The sequence below is a fragment of the Collinsella aerofaciens genome (genome assembly GCF_015670745.1).
In the GTDB taxonomy this organism is placed as follows: Bacteria; Actinomycetota; Coriobacteriia; order Coriobacteriales; family Coriobacteriaceae; genus Collinsella; species Collinsella aerofaciens_T.
Genome location: NZ_JADPCH010000004.1, coordinates 58,262 through 85,055 on the forward strand (window position 1 = coordinate 58,262; position 26,794 = coordinate 85,055).

Here is a 26,794-nt window from a genome sequence, read left to right on the forward strand (position 1 = left end):
CAGTGTTTGGATTGATAAATCGATTGAGCATGCAAAAGCAAAGAGTCGCAGTTTGAGCAAACGTCAGAACGTGGGATTCATTAGATGAGGCCGAAATGCTGCATCGCTGTGACGGTGCCGTCGCGTGCGACATCATCAGTCACGTAGTCGGCGAGCGCCTTGACCTCGGGCATAGCGTTGCCCATGGCCACGGCCGTCTCGACAGCGGCGAGCATACCCAGATCGTTGCCGGAATCGCCAAAGCCAAAGGTGCGCGCGTTGCCGGTGCGACCCAGGTATTCCAGCGCTCGCGCCACGCCCACGCCCTTGTCAATGCCCTTGGGGCTCAGCTCGCGATTCTGGCCACCGGTGTTGCACAGCTCAAACTCGCGATCGATAAAGCCGTCATCGTTGGCCACGCGAGCCAAACTGGGCACACTGAGGCATACCTTGCCCACGCGCAGACTGCCGTCGACGCGCATTTCCTCGGTGCTGTGCACCACAGAAGTGCCGATCAGAGACGACTGCTCAACACCCGCGGGTTCCAGGGCAAAAGTAGCCACGTTGGTCTCGAAAAAGGCCTCAATCCCTGCCGCGGCCATACGGCGCGCAAGCTCCTCAATAACGTCCTCGTCAAAGCAGTCCTCATGCACCACGCGGCCCTCGACCTCGAGCGTCGCTCCCGCCATGGCAACGACACCCGCCGGGTTCAGCGCGCGCAGGCCATCGGCAATCAGCCACAAGGGACGACCCGTGCAGATAAATGCATGGTGTCCCGCGTCGCGCAGACGATGAAACGCCTCGACGACCGCCTGCGAGGGGTGAACCGCCGAAAAGTCCTTGTCGGTCATGTTGTCGGGATCGAACGACGTCAGCGTGCCGTCCACGTCAAAAAAGAGCACGGCGGAATCGGGGCACGCATCAATCATATGGGTTCCTTTCGGGGGCGAGAGTAAACGAAGTATCCATCATATAATGGAGCGACGCAACCAGAGAGGTCACCCATGGAATTTTACGCAAGCTGCCCCGAGGGCTTTGAGTCCGCACTCGCCGATGAGCTTAAACGCCTCGGGCTTTCGCATGTTCGCCGGCTGAAGGGCCGCGCTACATTTGAGGGCGAGCTCGAAGAAGGCTACCGCGCCTGTCTGTGGTCGCGCCTGGCGAGCCGTGTGTTCGTGGTACTCGGGCGCTTTGAGGCGCAGGATGCCGATGAACTGTACGATAGCGTTTACGACATCGCCTGGGAGACCATCATCCGCCCCGGCGCCACCATCGCCATCACCGCCCGCGGCGTGACCGAGCAGCTGCGCAACACACGCTTCTCGGCCCTGCGCGCCAAAGACGCGCTGTGCGACCGTCTGGCCGAGACCACGGGCCGTCGCGCCGACGTCGATGCTGCCGACCCCGATGTTCACCTGTTGCTTTCGCTGCGTCAGCGCCGCGCGAGCATCAGCCTGGACCTTTCGGGCGACCCGCTGTTCAAGCGTCTGCCGCCCGCTGCGACTCGTGCCGGCGAGGGCGCACACGTGTTGCGCCCCGACTACGCCGCCCTGGTGCTGGCGCAGGTCGGCTGGACCGCACTATGCGAGCGCGAGCTGACGGCCGACGATTACGAAAACGAAGCCCTTCCCACGCTGATCGATGCCTCGTGCGCCGGCGGCGGTCTGCTGCTGGAGGCCGTGAACATTCTGACCGACCGCGCCCCGGGCGCCGCACGCGAGCGCTGGGGCTTTGAGGGCTGGCAGCTGCACGACGCTGTCCTGTGGGAGCAGCTGCTTGCCGAGGCGCGCGAGCGCGAGGCGGCAGCGCGCGAGCGCCAGGCGCGCATCGTGGCCGTAGACATCGACCCCGCCGCCCGCAAGACTGCCGAGCGCATGGTCAAGTGCGCCGGCTACAAGCGTTTTGTCGACTTTTGTGCCGCCAAGCCCGCCACCGTGCTGGACCATGCGGGCGCCGTCGCCGGTGCCGCCCTGGTCGCGGACACGACCGAGACCCCGCTTTCGCTCATGCACGATGCCATGACGCTCATCGGCGAGCTGCGCCGCGCCCCCGAGCTCGCTTCGGCGCCGGTCGCCGCTCTCACCCGCGACGGCTTGCTGGCCCGCGCGCTCCACGCCGAGCCCGAGCGCTCGATCGCCGTCATGCCCAATAACGAGGAGGCGGCTCTTGAGGTTTGGCCCTCACTCGACCACGCCGCTGCAGCGTTTGAGGCTGCGACCAGCGCGGATACCGAGGCCGAGATTGCGGATGCCAACGAAGCCAACGACGAAGGCGCCGCCCCCGCCATGCCCGAACCTGCCGCCACGCTCGACCTGGGCGGCGGCAAGCCGCTGCCCGTGCTCATCCCCGGGTCCGAGCAGTTCGCCAACCGCCTGCGCAAGAACGCGCGCCTGCGCCGCAAGTGGGCCAAGCGCGAGGGCGTAAGCTGCTACCGCGTCTACGATGCCGACCTGCCCGACTACTCCGCCGCCATCGACCTGTACGAGGGTTGCCCGCAGACGCCGGGCCGCTGGCTCGTCATCGCCGAATACGCCGCGCCCAAGACCATCGACCCCGCGCTAGCCCAGGCCCGCATGCTCGACATTCTGGCCATCGCGCCGCGCATCCTTGATGTTCCGGCCGAGCATGTGCACGCCAAGGCCCGCATGCGTTCGCGCGGCGGCTCGCAGTACGGTAAGCAGGGCGCCGGCAAGGGCGGCTCGGGCGAGCGCGCCAATATCGCACGCCGTCGTCTGCCACTCATCGAAGAGGGCGGCCTTACCTTTGCCGTCAACTTTGACGACTATCTGGATGTGGGCATCTTCCTGGATCACCGCGTCACCCGCAACCTAGTGCGCGAGCACGCCAAGCAGGCGCGCCGCTTCCTCAACCTGTTTGCCTACACTGCCACTGCCACCTGCTACGCGGCCGATGGCGGCGTCGAGGAGACCGTGACGGTCGACCTTTCCAACACCTACCTGGACTGGGCCGAGCGCAATATGCGCCAGAACGGCTTTGTTGGTCCGCAGCATCATTTTGTGCGCGACGACGTGCTCGCCTGGATTCGCGACCAGCGCCAGACGCGCAACCGCTGGGACCTGATCTTTGTCGACCCGCCCACGTTTTCGAACTCGTCCAAGATGGGCCGCCGCACCTGGGATGTCCAGCGCGACCATGTTGAGCTTTTGGCCGGCGTATCGCGCCTGCTCGCACAGGGCGGCCACGCCATCTTTAGCTGCAACCTGCGCGGCTTCCGCCCCGAGACGCGCAAGCTCGCGCGCGCGGGTGTCGTGCTGGAGGACATTACGGCACAGACCATCCCCGAGGACTTCGCGCGCAACCAGAAGGTGCACCACTGCTATATCGTGCGCCGCCTGCCCATCGAGGACGCCATGGCCGAGGTCGGCTTTAGCGCCGAGGAGATTGCCGAGCGAACCGAGGAGCTGCGCAACCCCGAGGCGCGCAAGCCTCGTGCAGCAGCGCCCGCGCCCACGCAGGCCGGCAACGGCAAATCAAACTTTGCCGGCAAACCCTCCCCTGCCGGCAAGTCCAAAAAGAAGAAGTTCTACGCCAGCAAGCCCAAGGGCAAATAACAAAGTTGCGGTGGAATACGGACTGTTTTACCTGGAATTAGGCAAATATAGACCGTATTTCACCGCAACTCATAGTGGGATGGCGGACGCCGTCCTACCCTTGGGTGACCAGGCGGTAACCGATGCCCACGTGTGTTTGGATATAGCGCGGGTGCGCGGGGTCGGACTCGATCTTCTTGCGCAGCGTGCCCATAAAGACGCGCAGGCTCGCCAGGTCGCTCTTAGTTGCCGTACCCCAAATCTCGTGCAGGATAAACTGGTGCGTTAGTACCTTGTCGGCGTTATGTGCCAGCAGGCACAAGAGCTTGTACTCAATCGGCGTCAGATGCAGCTCCTCGCCATCCATCGTGGCAATGCCGGCATCAAAGTCGATATGCAGCTCACCGGTATCGAACGAGCCCTCGGAGGCAACACCACCCGTTTGCGCATACGAAAGGCGCCTGAGCGTCGTGCGAATGCGTGCAAGCAGTTCCTCGACCGAAAACGGCTTGGTCAGGTAGTCATCGGCGCCGGCATCGAGCGCGCGAATCTTGTCCGCGTCCTCGCTGCGCGCCGAGACCACGATGATCGGCATGCCCGACCATGCGCGCACCGACTCCACCACCTTGACGCCGTCCATATCGGGCAGGCCCAGATCGAGCAGCACGATGCTCGGTGCCTGCGATGAGGCGGCGGCGATGGCGGCATGGGCGGTCTCCACGGCCATATGACGCAAGCCGTGCGCCTCGAGCGCGGCAACAATAAGGTTGCGGACGGCGGGATCGTCCTCAACGACCAAGATGAGCGGTTTTACGGCAGAGTTCGGCACAGCGCTACTCCTTATCAAACGAAACGTCGGCGACGGGAAGCTCAATCGTAAAGACCGAGCCGTGCGGGTCCGCCGCGGCAACCTCTATGCTACCGCCATGCGCCAGCGCAATGGAGCGGCAGAGCGAAAGACCCAGGCCCACGCTGCGATGGCTGTCGGCAAGACCGTGGTTGGCGGTGTAGAACGACTCAAAGATTCGCTCGCGGTCCTCGGGCGCAATGCCCGGGCCGTCATCGGCCACCGAGCACGCCACGCGTCCATCGTCGACGCTAATCGAAATCATGATATGCGAGCCTGCGGGCGTATAGGTGATGGCGTTGTTCACCAGATTGACCACCAGCTGCACCATCAGGCGCGCATCGACGTTGACGAGCGCCGGCTCATCGCACGCCACCACCTTAAGGTCGTGCTCGCGCACGGCAGGGTTCACGTGGCGCAGCGCCTCCTCCACGATATCGTCCATGAGCTCGAGCGTGGTCGACAGGCGCATACCGCCGCCCTCGAGCTTGGTGATGGCGAGCAGGTTCTCGACGGTGGCGTTGAGCCATTGCGCATCCGAGCGAATGGACAAGAGCAGGCCGCGGCGCGTTTGGGCGTCGAGCACGGCGGTGCCGGTCGAGCCCTGGTCGAGCAGCACATCGGCATTACCCGAAATACTGGTGAGCGGCGTGCGCAGGTCGTGCGAGATGGAGCGCAGCAGGTTGGCGCGCAGCTGCTCATTTTTGGCAAGCACCGCCGCCTCCTCGCGGGCCTCCATGGCGCGGGCGCGATCGAGCGCCAGCTCGCCTTCGCTCACGATAGCATCGGCAAGTGTCCGCTCCTCGTGCGTCAGCACGTCGGGCTCGGCAACGATAGCCAGCACGCCCACCACCGAGGCGGGGTCGCCCGAGCGCGCGAAGCCGTCGCCTGTGCGAACCGTCAGGTAGATGCCATAAAACGCCGAGCCGCCAAACGTGGCGTCGAGCGGCGTTCCCACATAGGCGGATGCCGAGAGCCGCGGCGGCATCTGCGGCGCCAGTTCGTGCACCGGTGCGGCATCGCCCACGGCCGTGTATGTCGCACGCGGCAGCAGGTCATCGCCCTCGGCGTCGGCGCTGTACCACACGACCGGACAGCCCGAAAGACGCGCCAGCTGCGTTGCCATGGCGTGAACGATCTGCTGCTCGTCGGCGCACCGCTGTAGCATGCGGTTGGTCTCGAGCACCATATGCGTGCGACGGTCGCTGGCGGCAGCCTGTGCCAAGGCACGGCGCAGGGCCAACGCAATCGAGCTCGATACAAGCGAGACCACGAACATGATGAAGAACATGCCGGGATAGCCGCGGTCGATAAGCGACAGCGAGTAGCGCGGGTCGACAAACAAGAAGTTGTAGAGCGCCACGGCGGCAGCCGAGCTCAGCAAGCAATACAGGCGACTCCAGGTAAAGAATGCGCACAGCTGAACGGCGAACACATAGACGATCATGATGCTCGGCGCGAGACCCGGATGGTCGAGCAGCGCGCCCACAATCGTCGCCGCGACCAGCAGCCCCACCGATACGCAGGCGTCATACAGAGGAGTGCGGCGCGTCAGCGTTGTGCGCCGCCACCAAAAGCTATCGGCAATATCGCCGTCCGTACGGACGTCCATCAGCGCCCCGCCCCTCTCTCAAAAACAAAAACCACCACAAAGGGACAGGCACCTTTGTGGTGGTTTCCCTTGTGGTGGTTCCAAGTGTATAGCCTTTGCAACCGGCGGTCGCTAGACAAACAACACGTGCGCGAGCAGCGCGCAAACGCACGCCGCGACAAGCAGCGTAACCACGATCGAGATCACGCGGTCGGCCATGTCCATGTTGGCGCGATTCGTAAAGAACCGATCTTCGGCGGCGTCGACGCGCGCCTCACGCACCATTTCGACCACCGCCTCACGGCCATCGAGCGCCTTTGTATCCATGTTTACCTCCCCGGCCTCAATCTTGTCCATCGAAAACCAACTCCATGCAGCCTGTCGGTGACTACGGCCGCTCGTTGGGGGCCAGGCGCTGCATCTTGTTCACGGCCTTGAACTTGGTGAACAGCGGCACGTACTCAAAGCTCACGTTGGAGTTCTCCAGGCCGTACCAACGCGCAGGCGTGCCGGCGGCGCGGCGGATGATGTACTTGAGCGTGATGGCCGTACGTTCGCTCGGCTCCACATCGCTTTCGGGCGCCAGAAGCTTACGAATCAGGACGAACTTGAACGTACCGATGTTGCCCGGATCCTTGTAGACCGAGTAGTCATGCGTCTGCGCCGGCAGCTCGCCGGTGGCGGCCAGGTCCTGAACGACCTGACGCAGGTAGGCATTGACGCGCTGGTTGATCTTGTAGCCCAGGTACAGGTGCACGCGGAACACGTAGTCGGTGCCGAACGTCTCGACCGAATAGGCAAAGGTGTGCGGTTCGTCCATGGTCTCGACATTCACAAACCACCAGGCGCGGGCGCGCTTGGGATGCTTGTCCAAGATCGAGTAGACGATATCACGGTCGATGTAATCGGTATGGGTGTCCTTGGTCAGGTACACGATGTTGTCGCTCAGGCGCTCGTAGCGATCGTCATCGCGCAGGCGCTTGAGCTGCGGCAGGTAGCTGCGCAGCGGCAGCAGCGTAAACTGGCGCTGCTCAACAGCCGTACCGTTGTACCAGCACACCATGATGCCCATGATGAGTGCAGCCATGAGGATGGTGAAGTAGCCGCCGTGGAAGAACTTGGTGAGCGAGCTCACGAAGAAGAAGCCTTCGAGCAAAAGGAAGAAGGCCGCGAAGATCCACGGAGCAACCTTGAGCTTGCGCTCCTCGTGCAGGTAGAAGAAGAGCAGCAGCGTGGTGCACATCATAGTCAGCGTAATGGCAAGGCCGTACGCGGCTTCCATATGCGCCGAGTTCTGGAACAGCAGCACCACGATGACGCAGCCGACAAGCATGACGTTGTTGACCATGGGGATGTAGAGCTGGCCCTTGGTCTCGGCAGGGTAGAAGACCTGCATGTGCGGCATGAGGTCCAGACGGCTGGCCTCGGACACCAACGAAAATGCGCCGGTGATGAGCGCCTGCGAGGCAATGATGGCCGCGACGGTGGAAAGGCCGACGGCAAACGGGCGCAGGCCCGGGGCGAGCATCTGGTAGAACGGGTTGAGGTCGGCAATGCCCATGAGCTCGGGGTTGGCAGCGTTGTTCATAAGCCAAGCGCCCTGGCCCATATAGGAAAGCAGCAGGCAGCACTTAACGAACGGCCAGGTAGCGTAGATGTTGCCGCGGCCGACGTGGCCCATGTCGGAGTAGAGCGCCTCGGCACCGGTGGTGGCGAGGAAGCAGCTGCCCAGAATCATGATGCCCGCGTGGTTGTTGGGGCTCAGCAAAAAGGCGATGCCGCGCACCGGGTTGAGGCACAGCAGCACGGCGGGGTGCTGGAAGACGAAGAACAGACCCGTGCCGCCCAGGAACAGGAACCACAGCGTCATGATGGGGCCAAAGGCGTGACCGATCTTGGCCGTACCAATGCGCTGTACCAAGAAGAGCACGATGATGATGGCGAGCGTAATGGCGACGACGCGACCCTGGTCATCGCCCAGCACGGCATGGACCGCCGGGATGGTGCGCAGGCCCTCGATGGCCGTGGTAACGGTAACGGCAGGTGTCAGGATGCCGTCGGCGAGCAGCGCGGCGCCACCCAGCATGGCGGGGATGATGAGCCACTTGCCGCAGCGCTTGACCAGGCTGTACAGGGCAAAGATGCCGCCCTCACCATGGTTATCGGCGCGCAGCGAGATGAGCACATACTTGATGGTGGTCAGCAGCGTGACCGTCCACACGACAAGGGAGAGCGCGCCGAGCACGAACTCCTCCGTGACGCTTCCGATGCCGCCGTTGCCGGCAACGAGCGCCTTGGTTACATACATAGGGCTGGTGCCGATATCGCCGTACACCACGCCCAGCGTGACGAGCATCGCCGAGATGCTCACAGGAATCGCAGCGTGCGAAGCTGCCTCCTTGGCCTTTTGTTCCATAAGCCGGTTTCCTCCCAACTTTAATGTTCGAAGGAATTATAGGTAATCGGCCCATGTTTGAATGGCACTGTTTTCCCAGCTAGATAAACATTTATACAGCCTTTAAGCCACCTCGGCGATATGGAATGTGACAAAGGGACTTTCCCTTTGTCACATTCGTCATTTTCCAAGCCAATTTTTGAACCACCACTCCATGGAGCGGCTCATCTCGGCCATAAAGGGACTCGTGTGCTTACGGGTATAGATGTCCACGACGCGCTCCCCCACCTCGCGGGCATGCGGACGGAACATCGCGTCCATCTCGGCCACCTGCGCGTCCATGGTCGCGGCATCGGCGCGGCAGTAGCGCTCCTCGTGCACCAGGTTCACCACGGGATGCGCAATGGCCGGACGCTCCTTACGGGGCGTGCCGATGATGAGCATCGACAGCGGCATGGTATAGGGCGGCAAGTCCAGCAGCTCGGCAACTTCCTCGGCATTCTCGACGATATCGCCGATGTAGCAGCTCCCCAGCCCCAGGGCCTCGGCGGCAACCACGGCGTTTTGCGCAGCGATCACGGCGTCCTGGGCCGCGATGGCAAAGTCGCCCAAACCCGGCGCGCGGCGGGGCGCCTTGCCCGTACGCTCGACAAACTCGGGCTCAAAGCAGCCCACGTGCTCAAACAGATCGATCCACTTGGCATAATCGACCACAAATATTAGTGCCCAGGGCGCCTTGGCGATCATGGGCTGGTGATCGCACAGGTCGGCGAGGCGGTCCAGCGTAGCCTGCTCGCGAATGCTTACGATGGAATACATCATCATGGCGCCCGCCGACGGCGCGCGACTCGCCGCATGCAGAATCGCCGTCCGCTGCTCGTCGGTCACCGCCACGGGGCGGTCGTCGCCATCACGCGCGAAGGCACGCGTGGAGGAACGGTGCTCCAACGTGTCCAGCACCGCATTGCCCGTCGTCTCGACCGGATAGCCACACGTATCCACAGCCTTGGTGCAAACCTGCTCGTTCATCGCCTCATCCTCGCCAATTCTTTAAGAAGCCTTTACGTTTCCGTGTAATTCCCGTCCATTATCGCGCAGGTCGCCACTACATTGCGCCACACCGCCACACGTGCGCGTTAATATGGCTGGTTGTTGTGCGCAACCCGCAAATGCAGCGCATATTTAGGTAACAATCGGGTAAACCCCCGCTTTCGTACGTTTTAGTTTGTGAGGAGTCTCAGCATGTTCGCTGCCGCCATCTCGCTCGTCGGTCTTGCGGCGACCGTCTACCTTGTCTTGCGCGAGGCCAAGGCCATTCGCGCTCAGTCGGGCACCGTTGCCAAAAGCGCTCTTGGGTGGAGCGTCGCCTTCGGTCTTTTCCAGGTCTTTTTGACCATTTGGGGCGCCATTGGCCTCGTCGCCCAAAACGAGCCGCTCGCCTTTGTGATGCTCATCCTGACCAACGCCATCCTCACCGGCTGCGCTTGGACCAGCATCGCCCGCGGACGCATCGCCCCGCGCGTCTTTGCGTTCGCCGGGCCCGACGCCCCCGCCCCCACCGGCAAGCTCGCCCGCCTGCGCGGAGCCTTTGTGGGCAAACCGCTTGTCGCCGCCGTCTTGTGCCTGTTGCTCGCCGGCGTCTTTGCGCTGCTAGGCATGGAGGTATCGTCCAACCACGACTTTACCTGGGTCTACCCCCTGTGCATCCTGCTCGAGTGGGCCATCATCACCACGCTCATGGTCGGCCTGTTCTTCCTGTTCCAGCGCCACGGCGCAGCTCCCGCGGTCCTGGCCTTTGCCCTCTTTGTCCTGGGCATTGCCGAGTTCTTCGTCATCACGTTTAAATCCATGCCCATCCAGCCGGGCGACCTTTCGGCCATCTCCACCGCCGCCGCGGTCGCCGGCACCGGCTACACCTTCTCGATCTCACTGTTCTGCGTGCTGTCCATGGGCTTTACCGCCATCGCCATGCTGCTATGCGAGTACGCCGGCCTGGTGGCACCGCACCGTCAGAAGGGCGCCGCCAACGCCAAGCGCATGCTGCTCACCAACCTGCTCGTCGCCGTGCTGTGCCTGGGCGGTGTGACCGCACACGTCACGCTCATCGACTACTACAACACCCTCGGCATCACCGTCTACACCTGGCGCCCGCTCGAGAGCTACTGGCGCGAGGGCTACCTGCCCGCTTTCATTAGCGCAGCGCAGTCCATCAAGCCGCCCAAACCCGCCGACTACTCCGTCGACGATGCCAAGGCCACGCTCAAAAAGTACGCCAAGGCCTACGACAAGTCCGACGCGGCCAAGAGCGACGAGCGCGCCGCCGCAAAGGAGCAGTTCGACAGCGAGAAGCCCACGGTCATCGCCATCATGAACGAGACCTTCTCGGATCTTTCGATCTACCAGAACATGCGCGCCGGCTACGAAGGCCCGCAGTACTTTAAGAACCTGTCCAACTGCCTCAGCCGCGGCAAGCTCTACGTGAGCGCCTACGGCGGCGGCACCGCCAATACCGAGTTTGAGTTTATGACCGGCAACTCCATGGCCAACCTGGGCTCGGGCGTGTACCCCTACACCATCTACAACATGGAGACGACCGGGAACCTGGCAGAGCAGTTCAAATCGCTCGGCTATTCCACCACGGCTATGCACCCCAACCACGCGACCAACTGGAACCGCGAGAACGTCTACAAGGACTTTGGCTTTGACCAGTTCCTGTCCATCAACGATTTCCAGGGCGCCGATACCCTGCGCGGCATGGTGACCGACCAGGCTACCTACGACAAGATTCTTGAGCTGCTCGACCAGAACGCCGATCCGCAGTTTATCTTCGACGTGACCATGCAGAACCACTCGGGCTACGATACGGGCCTGCTGCCGGTCGACAAGCAGATGCACCTGAACATCGACACGACCGACCTGGACGCCAAGACCGTCGAGGACGGCACGCTCTCCGATGTCGACGAGTACGTCTCGTGCATCGAGCAGTCCGACCAGGCGCTTCGCTACTTCCTCAACGCCCTGAGCAAGCTCGACCGCAAGGTGGTCGTGGTGTTCTGGGGCGACCACCAGCCGTTCTTCCCGTCCAAGTTCAATGACAAGTGGTTTACCGGCGAGGATGACGCTACGCATCAAGAGCGTCTGTGGCAGACCGATTACATCATCTGGGCCAACTACGACGTTGCCGGCTGCGACCAGACGAGTGAGGTCGACGACCTGTCCACCAACTACCTGTCCACCCAGCTTATGCAGCTGATCGGCGCCCCGCTGACCGACTACCAGAAGGCGCACATGACGCTGCGCGAGTCGCTGCCCGCCATCAACTCCGTGGGCTACGAGGACGCCAGCCTGCGCTGGGCACTCTCCTCCAACGTCACCGGTGACGACGCCGCTGCCGCAGCCGTAACCAAGGCGCGCGAGGATTACGCCAAGATGCAGTACTACGAGATGTTCCGCGACGGCAAGAACGTGTACACCGAGCACTTCCAGACCGAGGCCAACGAGACCGACCCCAACCTGGCACCGGGCACGACCAAGATCAAGTAGCGACTAGCTGCGAGTTCATAACTGAAACGTCTGTCCGGGCGGAGGTATGTAAGGTTCCCTGCTCGGACAGTCCTGCGCAAGACGGGGGCCACATTAAGTGGCCCCCTTTGCGTGCGGAACTCGCGATGAACCTTATATGCCTCCGCCCGGACAGACGCCTTGTTGTTGAAGCGCGGCCTGTCATGGGGTGGTAACCGCAACATATATAAGTTGAAGGCCACGTCATGTGGCCTTCTTTGTATCCGGAAAGTGTGTCCCGGAATCCGTGTCTGGAATGGGATGCGGTTTCCACTTGTGGCCCCGTTGGGAAACCGCATCCCACTATTCAGCTGGATTCCGGGATGTATTTTCCGGTTGAGGCTCGTTGGGAAAGTGCGTCCCACTTTGGGGGCTGATTCTGGGACGTGGTTTCCGGTTGGCTCTCATTGGGAAAGTTCATCCCATTTCTCGGCCTAATTATGGGACGCAGTTTCCCGTTGAGGACCCTTTGGGAAAGTGCGTCCCGGTCTGGGCGCTCAAACTGGGATGGATTTTCCGGATGAGGGCTTGACGGAAAATGTGTCCCGTTCCGGGCGCTAATTGTGGGATGCAGTTTCCGCTTGCGGAGTCTCCACTCAACAGAAAACCCGGGTGGCCTGTTTTTTGGCTACCCGGGTTTTGGGTTGTCGATATGTTCGACTGGCTACTAGTGGGTCTTGCGGCGCTTGATCAGCATGATGAGGGCTATCACTACGAGCGTTGCCCCCGCTGCTGCTGCGGTGGCGACTAGGGCGAATGTTTGGTCGCCGGTGTTTGAGAGGTTCTTCGCTGTGGTCGTAGTCTTGACCTTGGTGTCGGTCTTAGCTCCGTTGTCGGACTTGGGCTTGTCCGGGTTCGTCGGGGTCTCAGGAGTCTCGGGGTCCTTTGAGCCTTCGGAATCGGTTGGGCCGGCGGTGTTTACCAGCGTATGGTCCAGGAACTTCTTGGCGCACGCACTTGCCTGTGAGAACAGGCGGCGCGTGCGGATCGGGGTGGCGTTCACCGTTGTGGGCGCCGTCTCCTCGGCCTCGATATTCACGAGCGTCGTGCCGGTGTCGAGACCCACGTCGTTGTATCCCACGTGGCAGTAATACTGCGCACCGTCATCGTCTGCGGTCAGGTCAATCTCGAGCTTTGAGGCCGTTCCAGCCGCGAGGTTGCCATCGGCACCCACGAGCTTAAACTCCGTCTCGCCGCGGCCCTTGCGGTACCACATATAGGTCGGTGCCAGCCCTGTTTCGCTATCGTCGGCACCGAGTTGCTTCACATGGCCAATCGCCGAGAGCGTCAGGTGGCTTCCCGCCGCGCGCTCAACCGAAGAGTCGTATCCAAGATCCGACCCCTCCGCAGCATCCGCCGCAGGTCCGCTCACGGTCATCGTCATGCCATCGGGCATGGTCTTGACCGTGATGATTGCCGAGCGAATACCTGTTTCGGTCGTGGATCCATTCTTAACGGCGGCGATGGCGAATCGATACTCCGTATTGGGCTGCAGCCCATCCCACTTGAGCGAGGTCTGCGTGTTGTCGGCAATCTTCCAGCTATTGACGACCGCATCCGCCGCATTGCTCTGCAGCATGCCCACGCCGTAGCTAAAGCCACTCTTGTTTGCGAGTACATCGTCCCAGCTAAACGTAACGCTGGTCGAATCGACGGCGTTTGCCGTAAAGCCCGTCACGGCCGGCGCGTCGGGCATCTCGACGTCCTTAACGTCATAGCCCACGATCCAGAACTGGTCGGTGTCCTTGGTGCCGAGCTTGTCGCCCGAGTCTGCCTCGAACTTGTCGACATCCACCGCGTTGACGCCCAGACGCCACACAAAACCGTACTTGCCCTGCGCGGCCTCGGGCAGGTTGTCAACGGTGCCGCCGTATTCGGTCGATTCACTCGAGGAGTTACCCGTAGTAAAGCCGGCGTTGGCACCAAAGCACAGGCCGCCAAACAACTCGTGCTTTGCGAGCTTCGCGCCCATGACAACGCTGCCGTTCAGCGTCAAGCCGAGCTCGAGCTCCTGCTCCTTGCCCTCCTCGACTTCGATGGTCTGCTCAATGCTCGCCCCCGACTGCGCGGCGGCGCCGTTAAACCCATCGTGCGTGTAGGCGCGCGTTACGCCAGGCTTGCCCAGGCCAAAGGAATCCCCAACGGGAGTCTCGCCGTTGAGCGTCGTTTGATAGGTTCCGGGTTCTCCCGACCGGTTGGTCAAAAAGTAGCTGAGCGGCGTCATATTGTGCTGTTTGGCAATGCGGTCATAGGCCTCGACATTAACGACCGAGGTCTGCGCGCCGAGCGACACGGGCGCCGCCATCACGCCCTTGCCACCAGTTTCCTCATTTTCGATCTCATACTCGTAATAGACCATCGGAATCGTGTAGAGCACGGCCTTGTCACCCTCGCCGGCATGCGACTCATAGCTTACGCTTGCGCTGACCGTGCGCTCGCTCCGGTAGTCATAGCATCCCTCGGCGGCAAAATCGACTGAAGCATTCATCGCGACCAGGGGCGGACCGGTCTGCACCTCGACGGCAACGCCCAACTCGGCGCCAATGGTATAGCCCTGGGATGTCCCCGTGCCCTTTTCCTCTCCGTATGACGTGCCGCCCAACACCAGATAGCCGTATGCCCGCTCCAGATCCTCAACATAGGGCGCATCCTGCAGCACGGCAAGCACGCGCGGGTTGGTATAGACCTTGTAGCGGTCCTTGTACGTGATCTTAACGCTGTCGTTGTCGACATCGGGCAGCGCGAGCGAGATAAATGTGCCGTAGGTAGTGCCGCGACGGTTGCTCTCGCTAATCACCTGCTCCTCGCCACGGCGCACCTTTCCGTTCTCGTCGAGCGAAAAATGCGAGGCGGTCATCCAATAGTAGTCATCGTTCTTGCGCAGGTCCTCGTCGCGGTGCTTGCCCACCACGGCGATAAAGCTCTCGTTATAGCGGTCCGAACCCGAGACGCTGCCCGCCTTGACGTCGCTGATCCACACCTGCTCTATACCCTTGTGGTCATGCTTGTTGCTGCTGTTGTATTGCTGACCGCTCATGCTCATGGTTCCGACCATGGACCCCAAGCCCTGAGCCCCGCTCTGTGCCGTGTTGCAGGCAAAGTCGCGGAACACATCGCCGCCCACGAGCACCTCGTCAACCGCCAGCTGCTCGGACAGGCCGTCAAGGTTGGCAGTGGCAAGGGCAATAGGCGCCAAGGTGCACGGATAGCGCTTATCCTGAGCGCTATCCTTCCATACGCTGTTGGGCACATGCATCAGCCCATAGGAGGCGAGGAGCCCGTCTCTGTATTCCTTACAATCGGAAAGCTTGAACTCGCCAGACTCCGAGTCAAAATACGCGTAGCGGTACAGCGCGCCGTACAGCCCCTTGCTGCCGTCAGAAGCGCCGTAATCAAAAGCGCTGCGTTGCCAGTCATAGCCCGCAAGAATAAGGCCCGTGACGGTTTCACCCGTCTTCTTTCCTTCTTCATCGTAGGCGGCAAACGTGCCGAACGTCGCATTCGCAGCGACCATGGTCTTGCCGTTCGCGGAGAGGGAGATTGCGCCCGCGTCGCCCAGAGCATCGACATGGACGAGCGCACCCTTGGATGCATCCCACGAAAACAGCTCGCAATGCGTCGACTTATCAATATTCTTCTTGCCGTAGGGTGCCGAGACCACGATGGCGAGGTCATCGCAAAAATCGCGATCGAGGTCGCCGGCCGCTAGCGAAACGACAGGAGCTGACTGAAGCTGCGTCCAGGAGTCGTTCCCGCCCTTGTTGTGCGTGGTGTAGTCCGCGGCGTTACCGGCATCGATCTTGACGACGCTTTGCTTCCAGTTGCCGCCCTCCAAGTCATACATGTCGACTACAGCCTTGCGCACGCCGTTCTCGTCGACATAGCAGCCCGCGTAGACAAAAAGCTCGTCGACGCCGTCGCCATAGACATCGCCCGCCTCGACATCAAAGACGGCGTCGTGCTCTTGCAGGTAACCGGCATCCAGGTACTTAAAACGGCCTTCGTACATCATATTAGTGTTGACCGTCACCGGCAGGTGTGTGTCGAGAGTGCGCGTACGCCCGTTGCTAAACGAGCAGAGGACCAGCTCAACCTTTCCGGCGTATGACTTGCCGTCAATCGTCGTGGAGGAACTGTCGCCGTAGGCACGGAGCTCGGCAACGCGGCTCTTTTTGCCCGTGCTGGCGTCGCTGCAGAACTCAACACTCGTGGCGTGAATGCCCGAGAAACCGTTGTTGTCGTTGGCGAGTACTGTTGAGGACTCATTGTTGCTTAGGTACGACCAGGTGCCGCCACCGTAGTCGCTATGCTTGTAGAGATCGCTGTTCGTATCGAAGTTGTTGACGTTTTGCCAGAACTTTGCGGCGCCCCACACACTTCCATAGCCATCGGTGAGTTTGCTGCTGCCGCCAATGTCACCGCGCTCGACGTTCTCGAGCTTGTCGCGCAGAGTGTAGCGATTGCCATGGCTACCGTTAGCTGCCATATAGACCTCGCTGCGCGTGGCAAACGTCGTGGGGGTATCAGTGGAATAGGGGCCAACGGTATCGGCCGGAATGTCCTCGCTCGTGCCCAGACCCAGGGCTTGATAATCCTGCTCGGTCATATCGGTGATTGCGGGCGCGTCTGCCGCCTGGGCAACCTGGGGCGTGGCCGTGAAGCAGGCGACGCTCGTGGCGATCAACGCAGCAAGCGCCGCCGTCCCAACAAGCGGGATTTTCGACAGCCTACGGATACGGGGGTGTGGAACGTACATGAGGGACCTCGCTTTATTCGAGTGGAGTGGACTCATTTTTGCAAATGATACATCCGATGCCCGATATCACGTGTCTCATTTTCGCCAACGGCGTGTCTCATTTTTGAGAATCCGAGATGCCGCGGAAATCTTATCCCAGCTCAAAGGCCATTTCTGGGATGTATTTTCCGTCGAGTGCCTCATCGGGAAACTGCATCCCATTTCAAGCGTCGATTCTGGGACGCATTTTCCCCTTAGACCCTCAACCGGAAACCGCATCCCACTTTGAGCGCAAATTCCGGGATGCATTTTCCGCTTGAGCCTCATTGGGAAACGGCGTCCCACTTTGAGGGCTGATTGTGGGATGCATTTTCCGGTTTTGCTCTCATTGGGAAAATGCATCCCGTTTCTTGACCGAATAATGGGACGCAATTTCCCGTTGGAGCGCCTTTGGGAAAGTGTGTCCCACTTCGACCGCCCAGAGTGGGATGCACTTTCCGCAAAGCACCTCAACGGGAAACTACGTCCCATTCCAAAGGCAAATTCCGGGACGCATTTTTCGAAAGCCTGCCCATCCGGAAAGCCCGTCCCACTTTGGACGCATCCGGGCACGGAACCATCGACCTATCAGGCCTCCCATCAATAAAGAGGCGTCCTCCCGGACGGCGGGGCACGAAGTTCATCGCGAGTTCCGCACGCAAAGAAGGCCACTTAATGTGGCCTTCGTCTTGCGCAGGACTGTAGAGCAGGGAACTTCGTGCCCCGACGCCCGGGAGGACGTTTCATTTAGAAAGATGGACCGACCGCCGTCAGCGATGGGAGCTACTCCCCCAGCACGGCCTTCTTGGCGGCTGCAGCCATGTTATCCAGATCCTCCTTGGTGGGGTGATCCTTTGCGGCAACCCAGTTGTCGAGTAGCATCTTAAATCGGGCGTTTTCGGGATCTTGCTCGAGCATGGCCTCGTAGCGCTGCTTGACCGCGGGGCCCATCTTGCCCTGGCACATCGCCCAGCCTACAAGCTCGGCATCATTGGCCAAATTGGAGGTCACGCGATCGATAATCTGCCTAAAATACTCCTCACTGGCCCCAAAGCCGCAGGTGCCAAACAGGAACACGCGCTTGCCGTGCAAGGCGGAGAGCAACGCCGCGACCGAGGGCGTGCACGCGCCCTTGTCGCACCAAAAACCAACGAGCACCGTGTCGGCCACGCGGGCGCCCTGCGCCTCGAGCGCAACCTGATCTGCATCCGCATCGTCGCTCAACGCCGCAGCGTGGACAAACTCAACGCCCGCAGCCTGCAGAGCGCGCTTGATCGCACCCGAAACCATCCTGGTATTACCGCTCTTGCTGTTAACCACCAAAGAGCACGTCATAGTCACGTTGCCTCGTTTCCCCCAAAACTAAAGCCACTATTGCAATTTATTAGATGAATATCTTAGTACTAACGTAACAGATGTAAACCACCGTCTGTCGATTGGCGACGCAGACGACATCTTTGGACAGATTTCGAACAGTATGTACTTCGGATTGAAACCGCCGCAGAACGTTTCACGAATGGCCGAAAAACTGTTTCACAAAACGCCGTCAAATTGTGTCACGGAGTATCGTCAAAATGTTTCACGCGCTGGTAGAACGCTATATAACAAGATCGCTCTATGGGACAAACAAACCTGATTAATTTGCCCCACGGGCTTGCTCACTGGGCAAACTGGCTGCGATAGAGTTCGGCGTAGAAGCCGCCTGCCGCTAGCAGCTCGTCGTGCGTGCCGCGCTCGATAATCTGCCCGTCGCGCATCACCAGAATGCAGTCGGCGTTGCGGACGGTGCTCAGGCGGTGCGCCACGACAAAGCTTGTGCGACCGGCCATGAGCTCGTCGAATGCCGCCTGCACTTGCAGCTCGGTGCGCGTGTCGATACTCGAGGTCGCCTCGTCCAGCAGCAAGATAGCCGGGTCGGTGAGCATGACGCGCGCAATGCACAGCAGCTGCTTTTGGCCCTGGCTAAACGTGCCGCCGTCCTCACCGATTACCGTATCGTAGCCGCCTGGTAGCTGCACGATAAACTTGTGCGCGTGCGCGCGCTTGGCGGCTTCGATGACCTGCTCGCGCGTGGCGTCGGGACAGCCGTAGGCGATATTTTCCGCCACCGTGCCCTCGAACAGCCACGTATCCTGCAACACCATGCCAAAGGCACGGCGCAGGCTCGCGCGCGTGTAATCACGCGAAGACCGGCCATCGACCATGATGCGTCCGGCATCGATATCGTAAAACCGCAGCAGCAAATTGATGAGCGTTGTCTTGCCACAGCCCGTAGGACCGACCAGGGCAAAACGCATGCCGGGCTTAGCCTCGATGCAGATGTCCTGCAGCAGCTTGCGGTCGGGAACGTAGCTAAAGTCCACGTGTTCAAAGGTCACCTCGCCCTGCGGGGCGGCAAGCTCAACGGCATCTGGCGCATCGGGCTCCTGCTCGCGTGCATCGAGCAGCGCGAACATGCGGCGCGCCGAGGCGTACGCGGTCTGGATCTGCGTAATGACGTTGGTGACCTCGTTGAACGGCTTGGTGTACTGGTTAGCATAGGACAGGAAAATCTGCACGCCGCCCACCGTAAGCGCCGCGGGCACGCCCGTGATCACGCCCACGCAGCCGATCACAGCGACCACGGCATAGATGATGTTGTTAATAAAGCGCGTACCGGGGTTGGAGAGCGAACCCATAAACTGCGCGCGCTCACCCGCGGTGTAAAGCTCGGCATTGAGGGCAGCGAAGCGCGCTTGGGCGTTCGGGCCGTAGGCAAAGGCGTCCACGAGCTTTTGCTCACCCACATACTCCTCGATATGACCGCCGAGTTGGCCCTGGATGCGCTGTTGAGCAGTGAAGCTCTTATTGGAAAGCTTGGCGATAGCACCGGCCGCAAAGATGGAAAGCGGCGTGACGAGCACCACAACGAGCGTCATGGTCAGGTTGATGGAGAGCATAAACGCGAGCGTGCCCACAATGGTAATAACACCGGTGAAGAGCTGCGTGAATCCCTGCAGCAGACCGTCGCCCACCTGGTCGACGTCGTTGACCACACGGCTCATGAGGTCGCCGTGGGCATGGCCGTCGATAAAGCTGAGCGGCATACGGCCGAGCTTGTCGCTCGCCTCCACGCGCATGTCGCGCACCGTCTCGTAGGACAGACGGTTAACGCAGTAGCCCTGCAGCCACTGGAAGGCCGCAGCACCCACGACGACAATCGCGAGCTTGGTGACAAGCGGCAGCAGCGCATCGAAGTCCACCTGTCCGGCGGCGACGATAAGGTCGATGCCCTCGCCAATGAGGATGGGCGTATAGAGTTGCAAGATCACCGAGATTGCGGCGCTCACAAACGATGCCGTAAACGAGACGCGGTGCGGGCGAACATAGCCCAGCAGGCGGCGGGTCACCGCACCCACGGGATAGCGCTCGGGGTCGCCAGGCTGGCGCGGGCCGTCGCCCAGGTCGTTGAGGCTATCGTTACCGGACACGTTGGCCGTCATCGTGGCGACCGAACCGGAGGAAGTGTACGGATTCATTTAGCAGCCCTCCTTTGCGCAGACGGATGCGGGGGCGGTCGGGGCACCTGGGGCGAGCGCGGGCGCTGTGCTCCCCCGCTGGCCCTCAAGCTCCTCGCGGCGCAGCTGCGACTGGCAAATCTCGCGATAGAGCTGACAGGTCGCATAGAGCTCGTCATGTGTGCCCAGGCCGGCAACCGAGCCGTGGTCGAGCACGCAGATCACGTCGGCATCGCGCACGGTCGAGACGCGCTGGCTCACAATCACCGTGGTCAGCGGCAGCCCGCCCTTGGCGGCACCGCGCATGCTGCGCTCGCGAATGGCATGGCGAAGCGCCGCGTCGGTCTTAAAGTCGAGCGCCGACGCGGAGTCATCCATGATCAATATCTGAGGCGAACCAACCAAGGCACGCGCGATAGTCAGGCGCTGGCGTTGGCCACCGCTGAAGTTCTTACCGCCCGCCTCGACCGGGGCATCGAGCCCCTGCGGCTTGTTGCGCATGAATTCGCTGGCCTGCGCCATATCGAGCGCCGCCCAGAGCTCATCGTCGGTCGCTGACTCGTCACGCCAGGTCAGGTTGCTGCGGATGGTGCCGCTCACCAGCGACGCGCGCTGCGGGACGGTCGCGACCACATGGCGCAGCTGGTCGAGCGGCCAGGCGCGCACGTCGGCGCCCATCACGCTCACGCTGCCAGCGCTCGCATCGTACAGGCGCGGGATAAGCGAAACGAGCGTGGACTTGCCGCTGCCCGTGCCGCCGATAATGCCGAGCGTCTTGCCCAGCGGCAGCTCCAGCGTCACATCGCTCACGGCATTTGCCGCGCCCACGCCAAACGAAAAGCTCGCATGGTCAAAGCTCAACGCAGGAACGGGAGCGACATTGCCCGGCTCGGGCAGTGCGACCGGCTGGTTGCCCCCGTCGGTGATGCTCGGCACGCAATTGAGCACCTCGTTGATACGCGACGCGCTGGCGCTCGACTTGGTAAAGACCACGACCAGGTTGGCGACATACACGATGGAGGTGAGGGTCTGCGTCATGTAGTTGACGAACGCCATGACCTGACCCTGCGTGAGCTCGCCCACGTTGACCTGGATGCCGCCGACCCACAGGATGGCGCACACGCCCAGGTTCATCACAAGAAACGTGACGGGGTTGAGAATCGACGAGAGCTTGCCCACCGCGATGGCGGTATGTGCCTGGTCATCGGCCGCCTGGGCAAAGCGCTCACGCTCGTGATCTTCACGCACAAACGCACGGACCACGCGAGCGCCCGAAAGGCCTTCGCGGCAGATAAGCGCGATGCGGTCGAGCTTTGCCTGCAGCTGCTTGTAGTACGGAATACAGCGCGCCATGACAACCCAGAACACCAGGCCAATGGCGGGCGTGCAGATCAAAAAGATGATGCCGAGCTTAAGGTCGATGGCAAGGGCCGCGACCATGGAGCCCGCCGCCAGGAAGGGCCAGCGGATGAGCATGCGCACGCCCAGCGCCACGGCGAGCTGCACCTGGTTGACGTCGTTGGTAATGCGCGTGATGAGCGACGGCGTGCCAAAACGGTCGAGTTCGGCATAGCTCAGCTTGTTGATGTGCTGGTAGAGCGCGCCGCGAATGTCGGTGCCCATGCCCTGCGAGGTGAGCGCCGCCATCTTTTGGCAGACGAGCGTAAACGAGATGCCGATCACAGCCATGGCGCCAAGTACCATACCGTAGTGGACGACGGCGTTCACGTCGTGTGCGCCGATACCCTTATCAATCATCTGGGCAATCACCAGCGGCGTCAGCAGGTCAAAGATCACTTCGATCAGCTTGCACGCAGGACCAATCACCATATAGCGGCGAAACTTACCGCCAAAACGCCTGAGCAGCTCAATCATGTATAGGCGCTCCCTATCATCATCCACATTCAATTCGAACCATGATAGTACCGCCACCCCAAAAGAAGCGTAAACAACTCGTCATTTCTAATGGGATTCGGTTTCCAAAGAAGCGGAAAGGCACGCGCACGCCCAGCCAGTGTCGGGTCGACCGCTTGGTATACTTACATTAGTGCTACCAAGTTAGTCGCCGACCCTTGAAATGAGGTGCCGAGATGAACGACATTCTCGCAAGAAGAGCAAGACGAGCAACTGTGGGCATCGCCCTTTCCGCGGCACTTGTCGCGGGAATCGCCCCCGCAACGGCGATCGCGGCAGAAACCAGTTCCCCCACCGGTGCGGCCGTTTCGCAGACGAGCGCCACCAACGGCAATTCGGGCGCCCCGCAGACAGAAGACGCGGCCGCCGCAAAAGAAAAAGCGTATGCAGCCATGCAGGAAGCGCTCAAAAACCTCGAGGCCGCAAAAAACGCCGCAAGTCCCGAGAAAATTGCGAGATTCAATGATGACATTACCCGTTTTCAAGAGTACCGCGAAAAGATGGCGGCGCAAGCCGCCGAAGGGAGGGAACTCCTTCCCACCATGCAAGCGGACGTCGATGCTGCCCAAGCCAAATACGACGGGGCCATCAACCGGGTAAGCGAGCTCCAGGCAGAATTAGAGAAGAAACATGAGATGCTTAAGACACTCGAAGCACTCGGCTACGAGGAGTTTGTCGAAACTACTAAACAGCAAATAAAGCAGTTGCACAGTGAGATCATATCGGCAAAAACGCACGTAAACTATTGCGAAACGGAGCTCCGCGAGTTCCAGTACCGCCTCAGAAGAGAGGAAAGACGAGTTAATGACTGTGAACGTGCTGTAGAGAAATATAAAGCCGATATCGACCGGTTCATAGCCTGGCGAGATGCGCTCCTCGACAATTTGAAAAAAGCGCAAACGGCCTATGACGACGCCTGCAAGGCATACGAAGAGGCAAAGGCCGCGGCAGACAAGGCCACCTCGCCCGAGATAACGAAACCGACCGAGACGACGCCCCCCTCCGGCTCAACGCAACCCGCCGAGGCGACACCGCCCGTTGCCTCACCTGCAACCGGCAAAGACGCCCTACCAAGCTCCACCAAGCAGGCGAACTCGAGCAGCGGCAAGCAAGCAAATACGACCGCCGGCAAGCTCGCGAACACGGGCGACACAGCACCGAGCGCAATAGCACTCGCAGGAATCGCCGCCATGGGACTCGGAATAACCGCCACAGCCACACGCCGCATCAGGAACTCAAAATAGCCGACAGAGCATTCTGCCTTCACCAATCCACAAGCCCAGAGACAAAAAGAGGCTCGTTTCCCCAACCTAGGGAAACGAGCCTCTTTAACTGCAAAAATTCAAGCAACAGCACCGCCGCCTCTTGAACCACATAGCCTTCAATGCCCAGACAACACCAGCAAGTCGCATTCCGCAAGGGATAGATTTAATTAGATAAACGCGCCTTTACGGGTGATTTTTGGACGACGGGGCCCGGCCGGCGGCGAGGTGTTTGGTAGTCGAGCGATCCCGCAGGCGAAGCCGAGGACCAGCGAGACACCAAATACCTCGCCGCCGGCCGGGCCATGTCGCGGCACCAAAAAAGCGCCCGTGCGCTCGATGGATTCGGATGCCCGACAGAGGCTCCTTATGGCTGCTTCCTTCCGGACCTGACCAGATTCGGAACATGTCGTCATCCGAACCCATCGAACGCGCTAGGCGCTCGGTATATCTTACCTGCTCCCGCCCACCAGAGCAAGGTAGCTAATTTGGGACGGGGCTTTTTTGACCACTTTTTGACTGGAGGGGCATCAGGGTGGCGAAAGTAGTCAAGTAAGCCCCATCCTAAATAGACTGATCTGGTGCCGTGCCACGAAAAGGGCCTATCTACTACGTTTTGGTCACAGAGGTCAACCATAGCGTGCTTTTTCGAAAATCGGCAAGCTTTCTACCTGCGGTTTTGTTTTTGCAAATTCCGGGATGGTCGAGGATGGCCGGTTAAACGTAGTAGATGGCCACGTTTCGTGGCAGACGGTCCGATGCAAAGCTCAGGGCATCCAACTTCGGATTGGTTTTAGAGGCGAGCGAGGTCATAGGCTTGGGCAGCTGCCTCGCCGGCGCAGATGAGGTTGGTTGTGGCTTCTTGCACACCGAGCGCCTGGTCGAGGGGCATGGGCTTGCGGCAGATCGGAAGCACCAAGTCGATGCCCTGCCCATACACCGCATCGAGGTTGTCAGCGCGACCGCCCACGACAGCAATCACCGGCTTGCCATATCGCTTCACACGACGGGCCACGCCCACCGGTGCCTTGCCGGCGGCGGATTGCTCGTCCATATTGCCCTCACCTGTAATGACCAGGTCGACATCGCGTACGCGCTCGTCAAACCCAATCAGATCGAGCACCGTCTCCACGCCCGAGCGTAGCTCCGCGCCGAGCGCCAGCAACGCCGCGCCCAAGCCACCGGCAGCGCCCGCGCCGGGCACGCCAAGCACCGAGCCAAATGTCCGTGCGTTCTCGGGTGTGCGCAACAACCCCTGGGCTCGCGCCTCGAAAATTGCCGCATCGAGCAGGCGACCGTAGCCGACCATCCAGCCGTCGTATCTGCGCAGCACCTCGACATCATCCGCCGGCAGGCCCTTCTGCCCGCCAAACACCGCCAGTGCGCCTCGACGCCCCACGAGCGGATTCTCGACATCGGAAAGCACAACGATACGAGCATCATCCAAAGCCTGCAGAGCTGGCGCCAAATCAACGCTCGCCACCTGCTCAAGGCCGGCAAGACCGGGGGCGACATCGCATCCCTGATCATCGACCACACGCGCGCCCAGGGTATGCAGCATGCCGGCGCCACCGTCGTTGGTGGCACTGCCGCCCAGACCAATATAGATAGTCTTTGCCCCGGCGCGAACCGCACGGAGCATCAGCTCGCCCACGCCATAGGTCGAAGCCGCAAGCGCCGCCGATTCCGTGCAGGGTGAATACCCAATACCCGCCGCCTCGGCCATCTCAATTACAGCCGAGTCGCGCTCGTCGTCCACCAGCATCCGGGCAGACACGCGGTCGCCCAAGGGACCTGCCACCTCGCAGGTCACAATCTCACCGCCGCACGCGGCAACGGCACCGAGCGTCCCCTCGCCGCCATCCGCCAGCGGCAATGTGCACACCTCGGCATCGGGCCAAACGCGGCGCACGCCTTCGGCAACCGCCGCCTCCGCCTGCGCACTCGAAACGCTGCCCTTAAAGGAGTCGATCGCCAGCAGCACACGGCGGGGCCGCCGCTGCACGGGGCCAAAGTCGGCCGCCTCAACGGCAATATCTTCGGCACACGCGAGTGCCTCGGCATGAGCGGCGTGCGCCTCAAGATCGGCCCCACAACCGCAGCCAGCACCATCGGTGCCACGCAGCCCACTAAAATAGTCGCTCAACACCTCACGACACTCATCCGCCAGCACGCCGGCATCTACGTTAAACCGATGGTTCAGGCGCGAATCGGCATTGAGGTCACACAGCGAGCCCAGCGCGCCCGCCTTGGCATCGGCCGCGCCATACACGCAACGCCCCACACGCGCGTTAACCATAAGCCCCGCGCACATACAGCAGGGTTCGAGCGTTACGTAGACCGTGCAATCGGAAAGACGCCAGCGTCCAAGCGCCTGAGCGGCGGCACACAGGGCCGAAAACTCGGCATGAGCCGAAGGGTCTTGGTCGAGCTCGCGGCGATTATGCGCCCTCGCGACAACCTCGCCCGAGCGCACTACTACGGCTCCGATGGGCACCTCGCCCACCGCAGCGGCGTCGCGCGCCTCCGCCAGCGCCTCGCGCATGAACTTCTCGTCGATTTCGGTGATCGTCATCGTTCGCCTTCCCTGTTGCAAATTCAAAACGATGCTATCATTACGACTCACGGAGAGATGGCAGAGCGGTTGAATGCGGCGGTCTTGAAAACCGTTGAGCGCGAGAGCGTTCCGGGGGTTCGAATCCCCCTCTCTCCGCCACCTTAGTGATTCACCGGCGTCATGGTCCGCTCAAACAGTGCATCGACCACGTCGGCCATCTCGGGTCGACGCTCAAGATCGTGGCCCGATTCCCACCAATTTGTGAACAACCGAATAATGCCACCGGCGATAAACTCAGACGTCGTCTCGAGTGACACGGGGGCCAGGGCATCCTCGGCAAGCACGTTCATCACACGCTCGCGGATGGAGCGGGCAATGCGGTCGCAAATAACGTTGGTCAACATACCCGACATGCTGCTTGCCAAAATGTTATCCATGAGCCGCTCGTGCGTCAGAATCAAATCCATGGCATCGTCCAAAATCGCGTGTCGAAGCGCGCGTACGTCCTCGGCAGACACCGCGCCGGCCTCATCGGGCTGTTTTTGCGGCAAGCCCGACATGAGCTCATCGATATAAAAGGCAAAGTAATCGTTCTTGTCGCGAAAGTGCTTGTAGAACGTCGTGCGGCGAATCATGGCGCGGTCGCACAGCATGGCAACCGTCAGGTCCTCAAAACGATGCTCCTCGAGAAGCTCGGTAAAGGCATCGAACAGGGCGCGGTAGGTTTTCTTAATGCGAAGGTCCACTGGTATCGCCATCCTCAGGGCAAAGACAACACTCGTCAATCTGTCGCATATCTTACACCTGTACCTCGCGCGCTTTGTCCCGGTGCCAACCCCGCCGAAAACACAACGCTTACCGGAAAG

Annotated in this window: 15 protein-coding genes, 1 tRNA gene and 1 other RNA gene; 4 read left to right on the forward strand and 13 right to left on the reverse strand. The window is 61.1% G+C overall.

What is annotated here, in order from left to right:
• Positions 1-80: 80 nt before the first annotated feature.
• The gene (locus I4W07_RS02545; protein WP_196025515.1) at positions 81-908 is read right to left on the reverse strand and encodes an HAD-IIB family hydrolase; all 828 of its coding nucleotides are present in this window, start codon (positions 906-908) and stop codon (positions 81-83) included.
• Positions 909-983: 75 nt separating this feature from the next.
• On the opposite strand from I4W07_RS02545, the gene rlmKL reads away from it, so the two are divergent.
• The gene (rlmKL, locus tag I4W07_RS02550; RefSeq protein WP_196025516.1) at positions 984-3,551 is read left to right on the forward strand and encodes a bifunctional 23S rRNA (guanine(2069)-N(7))-methyltransferase RlmK/23S rRNA (guanine(2445)-N(2))-methyltransferase RlmL; all 2,568 of its coding nucleotides are present in this window, start codon (positions 984-986) and stop codon (positions 3,549-3,551) included.
• Positions 3,552-3,645: 94 nt separating this feature from the next.
• Here the strand turns inward: rlmKL and I4W07_RS02555 are convergent, their stop codons facing one another.
• The 5 genes from I4W07_RS02555 to I4W07_RS02575 form a co-directional block, all read right to left on the reverse strand.
• Complete coding sequence (locus I4W07_RS02555) at positions 3,646-4,359, reverse strand: response regulator (protein ID WP_117648427.1); 714 nt, start codon at positions 4,357-4,359, stop codon at positions 3,646-3,648.
• Positions 4,360-4,363: 4 nt separating this feature from the next.
• Positions 4,364-5,989, reverse strand: a complete 1,626-nt coding sequence (locus I4W07_RS02560) for an ATP-binding protein (RefSeq protein ID WP_196025517.1) — start codon at positions 5,987-5,989, stop codon at positions 4,364-4,366.
• 111 nt (positions 5,990-6,100) lie between these two features.
• Positions 6,101-6,325 carry a hypothetical protein gene (locus tag I4W07_RS02565; RefSeq protein WP_196025518.1) on the reverse strand — a complete coding sequence of 75 codons (225 nt, stop codon included), beginning with the start codon at positions 6,323-6,325 and terminating at the stop codon, positions 6,101-6,103.
• Positions 6,326-6,356: 31 nt separating this feature from the next.
• Positions 6,357-8,384: a KUP/HAK/KT family potassium transporter gene (locus I4W07_RS02570; RefSeq protein ID WP_117840327.1), complete on the reverse strand. Its 2,028-nt coding sequence runs from the start codon at positions 8,382-8,384 to the stop codon at positions 6,357-6,359.
• A 159-nt stretch (positions 8,385-8,543) separates the two neighbouring features.
• The gene (locus tag I4W07_RS02575) at positions 8,544-9,392 is read right to left on the reverse strand and encodes a nitroreductase family protein (protein ID WP_196025519.1); all 849 of its coding nucleotides are present in this window, start codon (positions 9,390-9,392) and stop codon (positions 8,544-8,546) included.
• A 213-nt stretch (positions 9,393-9,605) separates the two neighbouring features.
• Between I4W07_RS02575 and I4W07_RS02580 the strand changes: the two genes are divergently transcribed.
• A complete protein-coding gene (locus tag I4W07_RS02580) occupies positions 9,606-11,906 on the forward strand; it encodes an LTA synthase family protein (protein ID WP_196025520.1) in 2,301 nt (766 codons plus the stop codon).
• A 685-nt stretch (positions 11,907-12,591) separates the two neighbouring features.
• Here the strand turns inward: I4W07_RS02580 and I4W07_RS02585 are convergent.
• From I4W07_RS02585 to I4W07_RS02600, 4 genes are all read right to left on the reverse strand, one after another.
• Complete coding sequence (locus I4W07_RS02585; RefSeq protein WP_196025521.1) at positions 12,592-16,680, reverse strand: fibronectin type III domain-containing protein; 4,089 nt, start codon at positions 16,678-16,680, stop codon at positions 12,592-12,594.
• Positions 16,681-17,481: 801 nt separating this feature from the next.
• On the reverse strand, positions 17,482-18,033 hold the full coding sequence (gene bilS / locus I4W07_RS02590; protein ID WP_196025522.1) for a flavodoxin family protein BilS: 552 nt from the start codon (positions 18,031-18,033) through the stop codon (positions 17,482-17,484).
• A gap of 323 nt (positions 18,034-18,356) precedes the next feature.
• On the reverse strand, positions 18,357-20,216 hold the full coding sequence (locus I4W07_RS02595) for an ABC transporter ATP-binding protein (RefSeq protein ID WP_196025523.1): 1,860 nt from the start codon (positions 20,214-20,216) through the stop codon (positions 18,357-18,359).
• Entirely contained in the window at positions 20,217-22,070 is a 1,854-nt protein-coding gene (locus I4W07_RS02600; protein WP_196025524.1) for an ABC transporter ATP-binding protein, read from the reverse strand.
• A gap of 215 nt (positions 22,071-22,285) precedes the next feature.
• On the opposite strand from I4W07_RS02600, the gene I4W07_RS02605 reads away from it, so the two are divergent.
• Complete coding sequence (locus I4W07_RS02605; protein ID WP_196025525.1) at positions 22,286-23,353, forward strand: LPXTG cell wall anchor domain-containing protein; 1,068 nt, start codon at positions 22,286-22,288, stop codon at positions 23,351-23,353.
• Positions 23,354-23,704: 351 nt separating this feature from the next.
• On the opposite strand, the gene ffs is transcribed toward I4W07_RS02605, so the two are convergent.
• An RNA gene (gene ffs, locus I4W07_RS02610) (signal recognition particle sRNA small type) lies at positions 23,705-23,800 on the reverse strand.
• A gap of 364 nt (positions 23,801-24,164) precedes the next feature.
• Entirely contained in the window at positions 24,165-25,946 is a 1,782-nt protein-coding gene (gene tadA / locus I4W07_RS02615) for a tRNA adenosine(34) deaminase TadA (protein ID WP_196025526.1), read from the reverse strand.
• 51 nt (positions 25,947-25,997) lie between these two features.
• On the opposite strand from tadA, the gene I4W07_RS02620 reads away from it, so the two are divergent.
• Positions 25,998-26,087: transfer RNA gene (locus I4W07_RS02620), tRNA-Ser, on the forward strand.
• Positions 26,088-26,089: 2 nt separating this feature from the next.
• On the opposite strand, the gene I4W07_RS02625 is transcribed toward I4W07_RS02620, so the two are convergent.
• A complete protein-coding gene (locus I4W07_RS02625; RefSeq protein ID WP_196025527.1) occupies positions 26,090-26,674 on the reverse strand; it encodes a TetR/AcrR family transcriptional regulator in 585 nt (194 codons plus the stop codon).
• Positions 26,675-26,794: the final 120 nt, after the last annotated feature.